The 15,014-nt window shown below is 67.1% G+C and carries 12 protein-coding genes and 2 tRNA genes; all 14 read right to left on the bottom strand.

The window, feature by feature from the left end; genetic code table 11:
* Positions 1 to 3: 3 nt before the first annotated feature.
* Complete coding sequence (locus tag ACI3L3_RS15915) at positions 4 to 861, bottom strand: ABC transporter permease (RefSeq protein ID WP_404846140.1); 858 nt, start codon at positions 859 to 861, stop codon at positions 4 to 6.
* On the bottom strand, positions 858 to 2,183 hold the full coding sequence (locus ACI3L3_RS15920) for an ABC transporter ATP-binding protein (protein WP_404846141.1): 1,326 nt from the start codon (positions 2,181 to 2,183) through the stop codon (positions 858 to 860). The genes ACI3L3_RS15915 and ACI3L3_RS15920 overlap by 4 nt, the downstream gene beginning before the upstream one ends.
* Positions 2,180 to 3,046: a hypothetical protein gene (locus tag ACI3L3_RS15925; RefSeq protein ID WP_404846142.1), complete on the bottom strand. Its 867-nt coding sequence runs from the start codon at positions 3,044 to 3,046 to the stop codon at positions 2,180 to 2,182. Before ACI3L3_RS15925 ends, ACI3L3_RS15920 begins: the two co-directional genes overlap by 4 nt.
* Positions 3,043 to 4,746 (bottom strand): class I SAM-dependent methyltransferase, encoded by a 1,704-nt coding sequence (locus ACI3L3_RS15930; RefSeq protein ID WP_404846143.1) that lies wholly within the window; start codon positions 4,744 to 4,746, stop codon positions 3,043 to 3,045. Before ACI3L3_RS15930 ends, ACI3L3_RS15925 begins: the two co-directional genes overlap by 4 nt.
* Positions 4,739 to 6,022: a glycosyltransferase gene (locus ACI3L3_RS15935; protein WP_404846144.1), complete on the bottom strand. Its 1,284-nt coding sequence runs from the start codon at positions 6,020 to 6,022 to the stop codon at positions 4,739 to 4,741. The genes ACI3L3_RS15930 and ACI3L3_RS15935 overlap by 8 nt, the downstream gene beginning before the upstream one ends.
* The gene (locus ACI3L3_RS15940; RefSeq protein ID WP_404846145.1) at positions 6,022 to 7,107 is read right to left on the bottom strand and encodes an enolase C-terminal domain-like protein; all 1,086 of its coding nucleotides are present in this window, start codon (positions 7,105 to 7,107) and stop codon (positions 6,022 to 6,024) included. The genes ACI3L3_RS15935 and ACI3L3_RS15940 overlap by 1 nt, the downstream gene beginning before the upstream one ends.
* A complete protein-coding gene (locus tag ACI3L3_RS15945; RefSeq protein ID WP_404846146.1) occupies positions 7,104 to 8,534 on the bottom strand; it encodes an NAD(P)H-dependent oxidoreductase in 1,431 nt (476 codons plus the stop codon). Before ACI3L3_RS15945 ends, ACI3L3_RS15940 begins: the two co-directional genes overlap by 4 nt.
* Before the next feature lie 9 nt (positions 8,535 to 8,543).
* Entirely contained in the window at positions 8,544 to 9,548 is a 1,005-nt protein-coding gene (locus tag ACI3L3_RS15950; RefSeq protein ID WP_404846147.1) for an ATP-grasp domain-containing protein, read from the bottom strand.
* Between the two features lie 43 nt (positions 9,549 to 9,591).
* Positions 9,592 to 10,764 (bottom strand): glycosyltransferase family 4 protein, encoded by a 1,173-nt coding sequence (locus ACI3L3_RS15955; protein ID WP_404846148.1) that lies wholly within the window; start codon positions 10,762 to 10,764, stop codon positions 9,592 to 9,594.
* Complete coding sequence (locus ACI3L3_RS15960; RefSeq protein WP_404846149.1) at positions 10,761 to 11,870, bottom strand: hypothetical protein; 1,110 nt, start codon at positions 11,868 to 11,870, stop codon at positions 10,761 to 10,763. Before ACI3L3_RS15960 ends, ACI3L3_RS15955 begins: the two co-directional genes overlap by 4 nt.
* On the bottom strand, positions 11,867 to 12,328 hold the full coding sequence (locus ACI3L3_RS15965; protein ID WP_404846150.1) for a hypothetical protein: 462 nt from the start codon (positions 12,326 to 12,328) through the stop codon (positions 11,867 to 11,869). Before ACI3L3_RS15965 ends, ACI3L3_RS15960 begins: the two co-directional genes overlap by 4 nt.
* Positions 12,329 to 13,203: 875 nt before the next feature.
* Positions 13,204 to 13,280, bottom strand: a tRNA-Glu gene (locus ACI3L3_RS15970).
* A 1-nt stretch (position 13,281) separates the two neighbouring features.
* A tRNA-Lys gene (locus ACI3L3_RS15975) sits at positions 13,282 to 13,357 on the bottom strand.
* Between the two features lie 120 nt (positions 13,358 to 13,477).
* Positions 13,478 to 14,758, bottom strand: coding sequence for a serine--tRNA ligase (gene serS / locus ACI3L3_RS15980; protein WP_404846151.1), 1,281 nt, complete (start codon positions 14,756 to 14,758; stop codon positions 13,478 to 13,480).
* Positions 14,759 to 15,014 lie beyond the last annotated feature (256 nt).

The following is a 15,014-nucleotide window of genomic DNA, read 5'->3' on the forward strand; positions in this document are numbered from 1 at the left end:
GGGCTACACGGTATCCATAAAGGTCTTTTCCACCCGAGAGAACAGGGCCAGCCCGCAGACCAGCACCAGCGCCGACGCTCCGGCCGAATAGGCCAGCCGCGCCCACGTAAACGCCCCCTGCCCCAAGAAGACGTAGCGGAAGGCCTCCACCACCTCGGTCATGGGATTGGCGAGCACCAGCAGGCGGTAGTCCTCCGGCACCGAGGATAGCGGATAGATAATCGGCGTCAGATACATGAGCAGCTGCACCCCAAAGCCGATGAGGAAGCGTAAATCGCGGTAGCGCGTGGTCAGGGACGACACGAGGATGCCCCCGCCAAGCCCCAGCGCGGCCATAATCGCCACCAAAAAGGGCACCACGGCCACGGCGGCGCCCGGACGGGCACTGACCTCACCGGACGCATAAAACGCGTGCAGGACCAAAAAGAAGGCGAATTGCAGGGCAAAGGTGAACAGGTTGGACAGCACCACGGACACCGGCACGGCAAGGCGCGGAAAGTACACCTTGCCAAATATGGCCGCATTGGCCACGAAGGTGTCCGAGGTTTTGGTCAGGCACGCGGCGAAGTAGCGCCAGCACACCACCCCGGCAAAGTAGAACAGCGGTCCGGGCACGCCGTCCGTGGACAGCCCGGCCATCTTGCCAAAGACCACGGTGAAGACAACGGTCATGAGCAGCGGCTGGAGCACAAACCACACCGGCCCAAGGATGGTCTGCTTGTAGCGCGAGACGAAATCCCGCCGCACCAGCAGCAACACGAGGTCGCGGTACTCCCACAGGGCGCCAAGGCCGATGTCCAGCCAGCCGCGCCGGGGGGTGATGATGGTGGTCCACGGCATATCGTCCTCGCGGCGGGTCATGCGCCCTCCTCCACTGCCGCACGGCGGCGCGTCCACGCCACACGGGGGCGGATGTAGCCCTTGCGCGACACGCTGGACACGTTCCGCGGGTTGAATCCGGCAAACACCACGTCAAAGCGCAGCGCGCGCTGCAACGCCACATGGTGCCGCCCCGGAGCCTGAACGGTCACGTTCACCCAAAACCGCTGCTCGCCAAACAGTTCCGCCGGAAAGCGCGCCACGGATTCCCACCGCCCCGGCGCAAGGGAAAAATCCTCCTCCGGGGCCAGGCCGTCGGCGCTGTCCGCCGTGACGATGGGGTCGCCCTCGTCGTTGGTCAGCATCACCACAATGCGAAACTCCGCCGCCGGCGACAGCACGTCGTAGACCACGCGCAGGCAGACTTCCTCGTCGGAATGAAAGCGCGTCCGCGGCGCGCCGCCGGCGTCCTCAAGGCGTAGCCGCACAGGGCGCACAACCTCCTCGCCGTCCGGGGCGTAGGGCACGGCGCGCTGGGTGAGTTCCTGCGCTCCCACCTCGGCCCTTACGTCGCCGCGCACGCCAAGGTAGTGGTCCACAGCGCTGGCGGTGTCGCCATCAAAGGCCACGCGCCCGTCCTCCAGCACGATGGTGCGCGAGCACAGGCTCCGTACGGCGGCCATATTATGGCTCACAAAGAGCACAGTGCGCCCCTGCCCCGCCACATCGCCCATCTTGCCAAGGCAGCGCTTTTGAAAGGCCGCGTCGCCCACGGCCAGCACCTCGTCCACCAGCATGATGTCCGACTCCAAATGCGCGGCCACGGCAAAAGCAAGGCGCACATACATGCCCGAGGAATACCGCTTCACCGGCGTATCCACAAAGCGCCCCACGCCGGAGAACTCCACAATCTCCGAAAACTTGGCCGCAATCTCCGCGCGGCGCATTCCAAGGATAGCCCCGTTGAGGAAAATATTCTCGCGCCCCGTCAGCTCGGGATGAAAGCCCGTGCCCACCTCCAGCATGCTGGCCACACGGCCACGCAGCTTCACGTGCCCCTGCGTTGGCAGGGTCACGCGGGTGAGTATTTTGAGCAGGGTGGACTTGCCCGCGCCGTTGCGCCCCACAATGCCCAGCACCTCGCCCTTCCCCACATCAAGGTCCACCCCGCGCAGGGCCCAGATGTGCCCGCTTCGCGGCGCGGCGCGCTCCAGCCCGCTTTCGTGCACCACCGCGGCGGGGTCGTCGCGCCCGGTGCGGCGCGCCCACCACGACTGGATGTCCCGAAACAGCCAGCCCGTATTCACCACCCCAAGGCGGTACCGCTTGGCAAGCCCCTCAACGCGCACGGCAACTTGGCTCATGACGCGCCCCCAGCAGCGGGGCCAAGGCCAATGGCCTCGCAGCCCGCATCCGGGAAATACGCGCCAAGGCGCACCAGCCGCCGCTCCTGCGCCGGGGTCAACGCCCCGCGCCCGCGCCCGGCGCGGCCTACGTTGAAGTTGCGCGGCGATGCGGCGGCCTGCACAGCGCGGCGGACGTCGCTGGCGTCAAACCCAAGGGCCAGCGCCCCGCCAAGGCGCGTCAGCGCCGCCGCCGGGTCCGCCGTCACCTCACCGTAGCCGCACCACGCGGCGTCCAGCCCGCCCGCGCAGGCCCGCTGCCACGTAGCGTAAAAGCGCACCAACCACGGCGCGGCATAGTCCACCAGCAGGTCCATCTGCCGCTCCTCGTCCCACGCGGCAAACTCCGGCCCGCATGGGGCGATAAACAGCGCCGATGTGCGGTGGCGCCACGCCTCCCCGTCAAGCTCATGGATGCGCTTAACGAGAACCTCGCGCAGGCTGACCAGCACGTCGCGGACATCGCGGTGCAGGATGACCGGCCGCAGCCCGCACTGGCGCACAAGGCGCAGGTTCCCTGCCGTCGGCAAAAAATGGTGCTGGGCCACAAAGCCCTGCGGCCATGCGTCAAGGATGGGGGCAAGGGACAGATTCTGTTCCGTGTCCGCATAGTCCGTCACCAATGGCCGCTGGGGGCAGCGCAAGGCGTGGGCAAGAAGCGTGGTCACAAACGACGAGGCACTGCGCGGCATGGCGCACACCACCACACGGGGAGAGCCGCCAAACAGCCCGCTCATGGCCCGCCGCCCCAGCGCAAGGGCCGGTGTCGCCCGCGCGCCGGCCACCCGCGCCGCACCGCGCCTCAGCCGCTGCCGGATATTCACGCGCCCTCCACCGGTTTTTGCGCCACAAAGGCGTAGTTGGTGGGCCAGCCCAGATGCTCGTCCGGGTTCTGGCGGATGCCCTGAAAATAGCGCACATCCACAAGGCGCAGGCCGCAGTCCGCCAGCATGGCGCGCATCTCGTCGGCGCGCACGGCGCGGGCAAAGCGCGTGTCGCGCCCAAACCACCAGCGGGCAAAGGTGCCTACGAGGCCTTGCAGGCCGTAGCGCATCTTCTGCACGCTACGGTGGCGCAGGCCGTCAAGGCAGTACATGACGAACCACCCAAGGCCGTTCACCGTCACGCACACCAGCCCGCCAGGCCGCAGCACCCGCGCCATTTCGGCAAGGGCCTTGTCCTGCCGCGTAAACATCAGCACCCCGGCGCACAGCACGCGGTCAAAGCTGGCATCGGCAAAGGCGAGGCGCTCGGCCACGCCGTCCTGCACGGTGATGCGCTGGGCGCGGCCTGGATGCTGGGCAATGGTCTGCACGCTGGTCTCGCGGAAGACGCGGTTTGGTTCAATGCCCACCACCTCGGCGGCGTCCTGCGCAAAGGCAAGGAGCCACTGCCCGTCGCCGGAGCCGACCTCCAGCACCCGCGCGCCCGGGCTGGTCAGGCCGAGGCGTTCCAGCCGCTCGCGCCAATAGCCAATGCCCTTGGCAAAAATCGTCTCACGCCCGGCGGCCCATGAGGTGTCGCGCTCCGTCCGCTCACCGCGCGGCCACACAAGGCCCACGCCCTTGGCCAGTGTCCACGCCGCCGCCTCTATGCCCGCCACGGCCAGCATGTACGGCGCCCCGCGCCCGCGCAGCAGCCCATGCCGCACCCGCGCCCGAAGCGCCCGCCCCATGCGTCCAAGGTATCCGGGCCGCCGCGGGGGAACCTCGCCGTAGCGTCCGTCCCAGCCCCGCCACCACTGGTAGGCATTGAGCGGATGCACCACCATGTGCACCACCTCGCCGCGCTGCGCGCGGCGAAGCCGCCGCAGCGGCAGCCCCGGCCACACGGTCCAGCCGCCGCCTCCGGGACCAAGGTAGTCGATGAGCCACACATCACAGGGCGGCACCGGGCCATCCATGGTTTCGCGCACGTAGCCGCCACAGCCACCGTCGTGGTAGTCCACACCAAGGTCCTGCGGGGGCACGGCGTCGTACAGGTCGCGGCTGGCGCGGCCCATGCCGTCTATGCCCGGATGCCCATGCCCCACCACGCCGCGAACGCGCTGCCCCGCAATGCGGGCCATGCCCTGAATATCCTCCCGCAACCGGGCAAGGCCGTCGCCGCCCCCCTGCACCTGCGTGTACAGGTGGTCGGAGTGCACGCCCACCTCCATGCCCGCACCGGCCACCGCCGCGGGCACGCCGCTGTCCCACACGTCATAGTGCCGGGCCGTCTCCGTCAAAAAGTAGAAGCTTGCGTCAAGCTCCAGTCCGCGCAGGTGCCGGGCAAGGGGCGCGGCAAACTGGAGCCCGCCCGGGTCCACATCCACCCGCAGGACCACATTCACCACGTCCGGGTCCGCGCGTCCGCCGCCGTCCACCACAAAGTCCGCCACCGCGTGCACGCGGTAACGCGGCAACGCAAGCTCGGCAAAGACGCGCTCATACGCCGAAGCAAGGGGCGCCGGGGCATCGGTTGCCGGGGCGTCCAGCGCGCCGGGGGCGGTGTGGAGCGTGGCATGGGGCGCGGCGTCAGGCATGATCATCCTCCGAAAGGGTTTGCAGCACGCGCCCCAGCACTGGCCCACGCACGCACAGGGCCGAAAGCCCCCCAGCGTCCACCACGGCGCGGATGCGCTGACGCACGGCGCGGCGCGACAGCCCAATGCCCGCCACGGGCGCGGCCTGCGGCGCGCAATACCACTGCGGCGGCAGCTCCCCGCGCGCCACGCGCAGCAGACGCTCCGCCACCACCTGCGGGCGGCGGTGCCGGTCCACAAACTCCCGCGCCGCGTGGGCCGTGCGGCGGCGCTCCTCCGCGTCCGTCAGCAGAACGCGCAGGCGCTCCTTTACCGCGCGGGGCGGGACGACATTGTCCAGCGCAAACGCGGCGTGCGCGGTCCAGCGCCGTATCCACTCGGCCACACTGCCGCCCACCACGCAAGGGACGCCATAGCGCGCGGCTTCCGTGGCAAAGCCCGGCATGGGTGTGTCGGACCGCAACTGGTCCACAGCCACGTCCGCCCCGGCAAGGGCGGCAAGAACCTCGGCGTGGGGGACGCCGGACAGTTCGCGGTAGTCCACGCTCACGCCCTCCGCCGCAAGCTCTTTCACCATACGCGCAATCTCCGCCGAGCCTTTGACCGCCATGGAGGACGGGCAGTGCACCAGCACAGGCGCGCCCCCCGCACTCCTACGCGGCGGCGCGGCGGTCTGCGCCGGGGCGGGAATCCCCACGCGGAAAACGTTCACAACAGGCCGGGAAAAGAAGTGGGCAAAGGCCGGATTGCAGATGACGGCGTCCGCGCCGCGCTCCATAGCGCGGCAGGCGCGGGCCATGCGCCGCGTGTGGCGGATGATGTCCTGCGCCGAATCCGCCGGGTGAACGGCGTCCAGATACGGCGGACGCACATCGCCGCCGTGGCACATGCACACCACCCGGCGGCCAAACAGGCGCAGCACCCGCCAATCCGCAAAGCTCCGCACCACGCAAAACGAGGACCGGAAGGAAAAGATAAACACATCATGCGTGGCCGCCGCCCACGCGAAACAGACCACACCCAGCGCGCGCACCAGCGCCTCCACCAGCCACCGCCACACCACGGGCGAACCCTCGCCCTTCAGCCGCGCCAGCGCGCCAAAGCACCGGGTGAAGAAATGCCGCTCACCGGGGTAGCCATAGCGCTCCGGGTACATCTCCACCACCGTGGCGCGGACGCCGCAGGCGGCCATGCCCCCGGCAACACCGGAGGCAAACCCCGCAATGTTCGCCAGCCCAAGAAAAACCCGTGGCCGCTCACGTCCCACACGCGCCATTACCAACTCCGCTCCGATGCGCTGCGAAGCGCCACGCAGGTTGCCGCATCCACCGTTGGCGCGCCGTCCACGACCAGCGCGCCGTTCTCACGCCGCACCACCCCGCCCAAAAGCGGCGCGCTCACGCGGGCAAAGCCGCTGCACTCCAGCGCGCCCGTAAAGGCCTGCGGCGCGGCGGTGCGCACCAAGGCCTCGCCAAGGTTGCTGATGTCCGTTCCCACGCCGTTGCCAAGGGTCACGCACAGCCCCAGCGCGCGGGCATGCCGCGCCAAATCCGCGCACGCGGACAGCCCCGGATGCTTGCACAGCTTGAGCTTGACCCCGCACGCGCCAACGCGCGCCGCCCGGTCCACATGCTCCGCGCGGTATATCGGCTCATCCAGTAGCAGCGGGAGCCGGGTGGACGCGCACAGTGCGGCCATGCCGTCCCAATCGTCGCGGTGCAGGGGCTGCTCCACCCAGCGCAGTTCCGGCCCGACGCCGGCAGTCTCCAGCGCGTGGCAAAACTCCCGCGCCGCTTCCGGCGAGTAGCCCTGATTCGCATCAAAGCGCACCTGCGCCCCACAATCCCGCGCGCGCTCCAGAACCAGCAGGGCCGCAACAATGTCGCTTTCCACATCGCGGCCGATCTTCATCTTGAATTCCGTGGCCCCGGCTGCGCATGCATCCTCCATCACGCAGAGCAGGCCCTCCTCGCCATCCGCGTCCACAGGATGCACCAGCGGAACGCCAAACCCGCCCTGCGCGTGCTCCAGCCATTTCGGCAGCTCCAGCGCGGCGCCCATGGCCGACGCGGCAAAGGGGTTCTCCCGCGCGTCCATGGTGGCCCGTGCCAAGGCTCTGTCGAAGGACAGGCCGACCACAGCGCGGCACAGGGCCTGCGCGCCCGCCGCCACCTCGTCCACGCCATGCGCGCCGTAGCCCGGCAGGGGCACAGCCTCGCCAACGCCGCAGGAGCCGTCCGCCATCTGCACAAACCCCCACACCACAGCAAATTCCTCAAGTGTGGCAAAGGACAACTGATACGGCCCCACAAGAGGCCGTCGCACCACACCGCCGCAGGCAAAGTCCACAACAGCCGTCATAACGGGTACCCCCCGGCCAGACGCCTGCGCGCCAGACTGCGCAGGCGCACGCGGCGGCTGTCCATGGCCTCGCGTCGGGCGGCCATAACGCGGGCCTCGTGCTCCGGGGCGTCACGCAGGACGTAGCCCACGGGATTATAGCTCACCACGCCGTCCAGATACCGCGCCGCCGCCAGCCGGGCCGCAGCCACAAGCCGCCCCTGATGCACCAAGTGCCCAAAGGCCACGCCAAGGCGCTCCATATCGCTCACACGCCCGTCCACAAGCTCCGCCCGCAAGGGCCGCGACACCACAGTATGCTGGCGGATAAGCGAGGTAATCACCCGCGCGTGCAGGTTCTCGTCCCCGCCCGCCTCCACAAGGGTCAGCGGCGCAAACAGCGTGTCAGACAGGGCATAGTCCCCGCGCCGCAGGTAGCGCATGCGCTCCATGAACACCTGATACGCGGAGCGCACCAGCCCGTAATCCACCACGGACACCGTCACCGGAACAATGATGTCCTGATCCAGCAAACGCGGGTGCAGCTCGGTAAAGTCATCCTGCCCGCGAAGCAGGCAGCGGTAGTCCTCATCCGCGCCAACACTGGCGGGGCACATGTCGCAGGCGCGGCAGCGCTGGATATCCATGCGGGTGATGTCCATCACCTCGGCGTCCACCTCATCAGCAAACATCTCTGCCAACTCCGACGCCGCGGCCACACCCTCGCGCCGGGCATCCTGCAGCACCACAAAGGCCACGCGGACCTTGTCGTCCAACCGCCCGCCAACCTCGTGCCCAAGGAGCAGACGCGCCAGCCTGCGCCCCGTGCCCAGAGCCGTGGCAAGGCCCTGCTCGTCCTGCGGTGCGGTGCCAAAGGTTCCGGCGTGCACGGTACCGCCGTATTGCGATGTGGTTTCGGAGTCGTTCCCGACGGCCAGCATGCCAAGGCTGACCATGTCCAGCACCTGATAAATAAGCGCCGTCTCCTGCCCGCCATTGCGCTTTGCCCCCACGGCAACTCCGCCGTACAGGGTGTTGGTCATGGCCTCGCGCAGGTAGCTGTCCGCCCGCAGCATGCCCACAAGCTCCTGCACAAGGCTGGAGCGGTCGCCAAAATACACCGGGCCGGACAGGAGCACCGCATCGGCGGAAAGCAGGTCCGCGCGCAGGTCATCCGCGTCGGCAACGGTGCGGTCCGGCAAAAAATGCCATGACAGAGAACGCCACCCAACGTCCGCGCCAAGGTCCTGCGCCGCCCACAGGGCCGCGACAAGGGCTGCATCGGAATTACTCAGCCCGCGCGAGCCGTCGCCGCGCCGCGCCGCGTCCGTCAGCCACGCGGCAAGGGCGTCCCGGCTTGGCACGTCCTCCAACCGGGCCAGAAGCGCGCTGGCATCCTCCGGGCGCACTGCAGATCGTAAACTGCCCGCCAGACCAAGTACTTTCATGGAAACTCCTCAGGCAAAGGGGTCCACGAGGGCTTCATCACTCACCACCCGCGGCGCGTAGGCGCAGGTCACCGTCAGCATGGCGTATCCATTCGTGCGCGGCGGCACGTCTCCGCCCGCCAGCACGTCGAACAGATGCCGGAAAAAGTTCTCCCCCGCAGGGATGCCCACAAGGGCCGATGAATTGGAAAACCGGGGGTTGATTTCCGTCACCGCGTAGCCGCCGCTGTCGTCGGTCCACACCTGAAAGTTGCCGGGGCCGTCATAGCTCAGGGCGGCAACAAGGCGCTGCGTCATGAACGCCACCTCCGGCGGACAGGGCACAGTGGTCCCCCGCGTAATGCCGCCCCCCGCGCCCCAGCCGTGGCGGTGCAGCACCACCACCCGCCGCACACTGCCGCGGATGGCAAAGAAATCCACATTCAGCTCCCGCCGCCCCTCCAAATGCTCCTGCACCAGATACCGCGGCGCCCTGTCACCAAGGCGTTCCAGCCACGTGGCAAGCTCCTCCGGGGTCTCAAGGCGCTGGAAGAAATAGTCCGGCGAATTCTTCATGCCCGCATGCCCCGGCTTCAGGCACACGGGAAAGGGCACACGCTCCGGGGCCGCCGCCGCATCCGGCAAGGGCGCGGTCCACGGCAGGGGGATGTCCAACTCGCGCAGAAAGGAATGCGTGCGCCACTTGTCCATGCACAGGGTCACCGTATCCTGAGGCGCGCACACCACGCTGGCGCCAAGCGCCCCAAAGCGCTCGCGCTGGGCGGCAAAGCGCTCCAAATCAAGGTCCGCCAGCGGCAGGATATGCGTTATACCTTCCCTGCGGCAGATGGATTCCACGGCGTCCAGATAGGTCGGCGCGCCGGAGGGCGGCACCCGGTAGCATACGTCCGCCGCAATGACGCCCGGTGCGGTGTAGTCGATTTCCGTCGTCACCAGCCGCGTCACCTGCGGGCATTGCCGGATGGCATCCAGCAGGATATTGCGGCGTCCAGCCGTTGGGACAAGCACTCGCATTCAGGTCCTCCGTCCGCGCGTGTCCGGCGCGGTCGTCAATTGGTTATCCGGCCTTGTATGACGCGGGTTCCAGCATGGCGTCCCGGCACAGGACGGCGTACTGCTCCGCGTTTGTTGTCCATGAAAAATCCTGCTCCACACGCCTCCGCCCCGCCGCGCCATAGCGCCGCCGCAGAGCCGCATCGTCCAAGAGCCGCCTCAGGCCCGCGCGCAGGGCGTCCACATCGCCCAACGGGTACAGGATGCCCGTCTCCCCGTGCGTGACCAGCTCGTCCGTACCGCACACCTGCGTTGCCACCACGGGCAGGCCGCTGGCCATGGCCTCCAGCACCGTATTGGGCAGCCCCTCCCCCTGCGAGGGGAAAGCAAAAACATCCGCCGCCGCGTAGACCTCCGGCAGGCGCGCCCGGTCCACCCAGCCCAGAAACGTCACCCGGTCCGCGCAGCCGCACGCCGCCACCTGCGCCTCAAGGTCCGCCCGGCGCGGGCCGTCTCCGGCAAGGGTCAGGGTCCACGGGCCATCCAGCCCCGCCACAGCCGCCACAAGGTCCTTCACCTGCTTCTTGTCGCTCAGGCGGCCTGAAAACAGAATGCGGTGCCCCTCATGCCCTACGCCGCCAGTCGCCCCATCACGCCCCGCCTCCGGCGGCGCAAAGGCCGCGCAGTCCACGCCGTTGGGGATGACATGGACAGCAAGCTCCGGCGCGGAGCGCCGCGCCATGTCCGCCAGCCCCCGGCTCGGGGCCGTCACAGCGAAGGCCCCGCGCCACAGGCGCACCAAAAACGGACGCAGGACCCTGTGCGGGCGCTCCAGCCGCTTGGGCGGGTGCCCCGGCACGTCACCGCCGCGAAGGGAAATGATATACGGCACGCCGCCAATCCGGCGCAGGGTTGCCGCCACCGGACCGGACGGAAAGCCAAAGAACGCGATGACCACATCCGGGCGCGCACGCTGGGTCAGCATGCGCAGGCTGGCGCTGAGGGCAAAGGTTGCCATCTCAAAGGGGGTGGAGCGGTCCTTGCGGCGGCGCAGGCAAGCCACGCGCAGCACATCGTACCCGTCGCGCCGCTCCCGGCGCGGCAAGCCGCCGTAGGCCGCCGTCAGCACCGTGATGCTATGCCCCATACGCGCCAGCTCCCGCGCAAGGTGCGCCGTCGCGTTGCCCGCGCCAGCGCCAAGGGGCGGCAGTTCATAATTCACCAGCCACAGCTTCACGAAGCGCTCTCCTGCGCCGCGCCGGGCTGGAGCGCCTGAAGCCGCGCCGCAGAGTACGCATCCTGCGGGTTAAGGTGCAGGGCGATGCGGTACAGGCTGACGCTGCGGCCAATGTCGCCGCGCTCCAGCACCACCGTGGCCAGCGCCGCCGCCACCGCGCCCTCATCCGGCATGGATTGGCGCAGTCCGCCCAGCAGGTGCTCCGCCTCACGCGCGCGCCCGCCCTCCAGCATCCGCTCCACACGGCACAGGCACGAACACAGCGCATGCCATGAGTCTAAAGGCATATCCTCCCGCAGCGCCGGGCGCGGCAAGGCGCCCGCCGGCTGCGTCATGTGCTCCCAGTCCGTCCCGGACAGCACCTCGCGCACCTCGTCAAAATTGCTGATCATCTCGCCAAGGCCCCGGCCGGAGCTTCGCAGCGTGGTGCGCAGGTCCGTCTGCGGCGCTACGCCCAAAAACTCCTCCAGCCCCCGCAGCACCTGCGCGTTACACCCACCGGGGTCCTCCCGGTCCTTGGCGCAGGCCTCAAGGTGCACCTCGTGCGAGGCAAACCGCGAGCGCAGGGCCTTGCGGTTTTGCTCTATCTCCGCCACGCGCCGCGCAATGCCCGCCGCCAGCCGATCCGCCTCAATATGCACTTGCGGTGGGTCCATCGGGCCCGTTCCATGCGCGCGCCCGCCGCCGGACACCCGCAAATGATTGCGTACCGACGAGACAATGCTCTCCAGCACATTCAGGCGAATCAGGTGCACCATGCGCACGCCGCGTTCCTGCAAAATTTCCATCAGCCCCGGCACCAACGGAATTTGGTCGTACTTCAGGGCAAAGCCCTTGGCGCGCTCGTCCTCTGCCGAGGCAAACAGCCCGTCCAGATACGTCCGCACCACGGTCATGCACTGCGGCGGCGCAAGGTGTTTCGGGTCGCTCTGCACCCAGCCCGCCCAGTACGCATAAAAATTCTCCGGCGTCCGCATCCCCTGCCCCAAGAACACCTCCGGAGCCACCGTCACATCCGGATGCGCCGACAACACGGAACCAAGGTACGCGCTCCCCGAGCGCTGGGTGGACACAATGGCAAACGGACACTCAACACAAGCTGTCATCGCGCGGCTCCCTCTTTCGCGTCCCGCCGCACACGGCGGCTCACATATTCCCACATCACCCACACAACGCCATACTGCGCCGCCAAGGACGCCACACGCGGGGCCGGGTGCTGTATCCCCTGATGCACCCGCTCAAACGCCTCCAGCCACCACCAGCCTGCTCCCGTCATCCACACAAAGTGGAGCAGGTCCGGAACAATCCCAAACACCGCGCCCGTCAGCACCAGCAGCCGCATCCGCCCCGTGCACTCCTGACACGCGCCCCACACCAACGTGCACATCAGCATGCCGTCCACCAAAACCAACGCGCCCTGCTCCGGAGTCAAAAACCACGGCTCCCAACTCGGCGCGATGTCCACCACCAAATGCGCCGCAACCGCCAGCACCGCACCCAGCACAAAGCGGCGCGTCCCCACAGCCAGTGCAACGCCTATCAGCGCATGGGGCGTCGCCATCATGACAGCGCCCCGCCATCACACGTGCAAAACACCCGCACAATTATCACCTTCATACCCACCCCCCACAGCACAAAGCCCCGCCACACAGGGTCAATGCATTGACCTCACCCCTCTGCACGCCGCACAGCGCCCATGGTAGAGACTCACTATAACTGTACACAAAAACACACGTTTTCCACAACGCCCATTTTCACTTTCGCCCTCAAACAGGCACAGAGACTAACAGTGCATACCATTGCATGCGCAATGTTGCACGGGGCGTGCCGTGGGGCAGAGAAGGAAAAAGCGAGGGCAAGGAGAGGAAGAGGGCCTCCGGCGGGTTAAGGGAATGATTCCCTTAACAATCCCCAGGATTTTTCGGGCGGAAGCCGCCCGAAAAATAAGGGTGGGTGGGCGGGTTCTTCTGTCTTCTTTCCATGGGAACGCCCGAACAGGGATTCTCACCGCCCTTCGCTCAGCGCCAACGCCCCCCAAAAAATCTCTCCCCATAAACACGGACGAGAGCCGTCAGGGGTGACGACCGCCCCATCCAAAAGCAACCGGTCTGTGCGCACTCGGGATTTTTAAGGGCCGATGGCCCTTAAACCGCCGGAGGCAATTCTTCCTCACCGCACCTTCCCCCACTCCCGCCGCCACAACACGTCGCTTCCCCACGGGCACAGCCCGCTGCCACAGCAGTACCCCTGCCACACGCACAAAAAAAACGCGCAGAGGTTTTTCCTCTGCGCGTTAGGTCTTGCGATTGTCTCCTGCCGCACCAGCGGCGGCGGACAGACGGTCAGACGGCCCCTCACCCTCAGTCTGGGCGCGGGCGGCTGGCTGGGCGATAGACGCAAAAAAGGCTTACGTGAAACACGTAAGCCTTATTTTGTCCTTGGCGTCCCCAAGGGGATTTGAACCCCTGTTATCGGCGTGAGAGGCCGACGTCCTAGGCCAGCTAGACGATGGGGACGTGGTGGGCCGTACTGGGCTCGAACCAGTGACTCTCTGCTTAAAAGGCAGATACTCTACCGACTGAGTTAACGGCCCGCTGAGGGAGCAGTTTGTATGCCCTCAGGCCTTCCCTGTCAAGCACATTTTTCGCACTTTTTCATTTTGGCCGAAACCAGCATGACATGCGCAAAAAGGCTGGGCGGGAAGAAATGTATTTTACGCTTTCGGGCGGATGACTTCAAGGCCGCCCATGTAGGGGCGCAGGGCTTCGGGGATGACCACGGAGCCGTCGGCCTGCTGGTAGTTCTCCAGCACGGCGACGAGGGTACGCCCCACGGCGAGTCCGGAGCCGTTGAGGGTATGCACGTACTCGCTCTTTTTCTCGCCTTTGCGGCGGAAGCGCATGTTCATACGGCGCGCCTGAAAGTCCTCGCAGTTGGAGCAGGAGGAAATTTCGCGGTACTTGTCCTGCCCGGGCAGCCACACTTCCAGATCGTAGGTCTTGGTGGCGGAGAAGCCGATATCGCCGGTGCACAGGGCCACCACGCGATAGTGCAGGTTGAGCTTGCGCAGGATGGTCTCGGCGTGCATGCGCATTTCCTCAAGGGCGTCGTAGGAGTCCTCGGGCTTTTCGATGCGCACCATTTCGACCTTGTGGAACTGGTGCTGACGGATGAGGCCCTTGGTGTCCTTGCCGTAGGACCCGGCTTCGCTGCGGAAGCAGGGGGTGAAGGCGGTGAAGCGCTGGGGCACGTCGTCTTCGGTGAGCAGTTCACCGGCGTAGAGGTTGGTCAGCGGCACTTCGGCGGTGGGAATCATGAAGTAGTCCCAGCCTTCAAGCTTGAAGAGATCCTCTTCGAACTTGGGCAGCTGGCCGGTGCCGGTCATGGTCTCGCGGTTGACCATGTAGGGGGTGATGCATTCCTCGTAGCCGTGCTCGTCGGTCTGCACGTCCAGCATAAACTGGGCGATGGCGCGCTCAAGACGTGCGGCCCAGCCGCGGTAAACGGCAAAACGGCTGCCGGTGAGGCGTGCGGCGCGGTCGAAATCAAGGCCGCCAAGCTCAACGCCGAGTTCCCAGTGCTCTTTGGGGGCGAAGTCCAGCTGGGGTTTCTCGCCCCAGATGGCAACCTGCGGGTTGTCGTCTTCGCCTGCGCCTTCGGGGGTGGACTCGTGGGGGATGTTGGGCACGGCCATGAGCCATGCGTGCACGTCGTCATCCACGCCCTTGAGTTCGCCGTCCAGTTCCTTGATGCGGTCGTTGACCTCGCCCATGCGGGCGACCAAGTCGTCGGCGTCTTCGCCGTTTCGCTTGCGCTGGCCGACTTCCTTGGAGGTGGCGTTGCGCTCGGCCTTGAGGCGTTCCACCTCGGCCAGCAGTTCACGGCGGCGTTCGTCAAGGGCGAGGAATGCGTCCACGTCCACCTTGGCCCTGCGCTTGTCGAGGGCGTCCTTCACCACATCCAGATTCTTTCGGATGAACTTGATATCGAGCATATGTGCCTCCGGCACCGGGGAAAGGGGAGCCTCCGTCGTGCGGACTGGGGCTTTCCTTTCCCCGGAACCCTTCCGTTTCGCGGTAGAAAATTCGTGTGTCATTGAGGGCGCGTCCACAGCGCCCGGTCAAGCCGCAACATATACCGATTCCGCGCGCGTCCTGCAAGCCACGCGGCGCGCGGGGGATGCGCGGACAAAAAAGGGGCGCCCCGCTTGTCGTGCGGAGCGCCCCAAACCTCTCTACGATAGGTCCGGC

Source organism: Desulfobaculum sp. SPO524, assembly GCF_044987625.1.
Taxonomy (GTDB): domain Bacteria; phylum Desulfobacterota; class Desulfovibrionia; order Desulfovibrionales; family Desulfovibrionaceae; genus Desulfobaculum.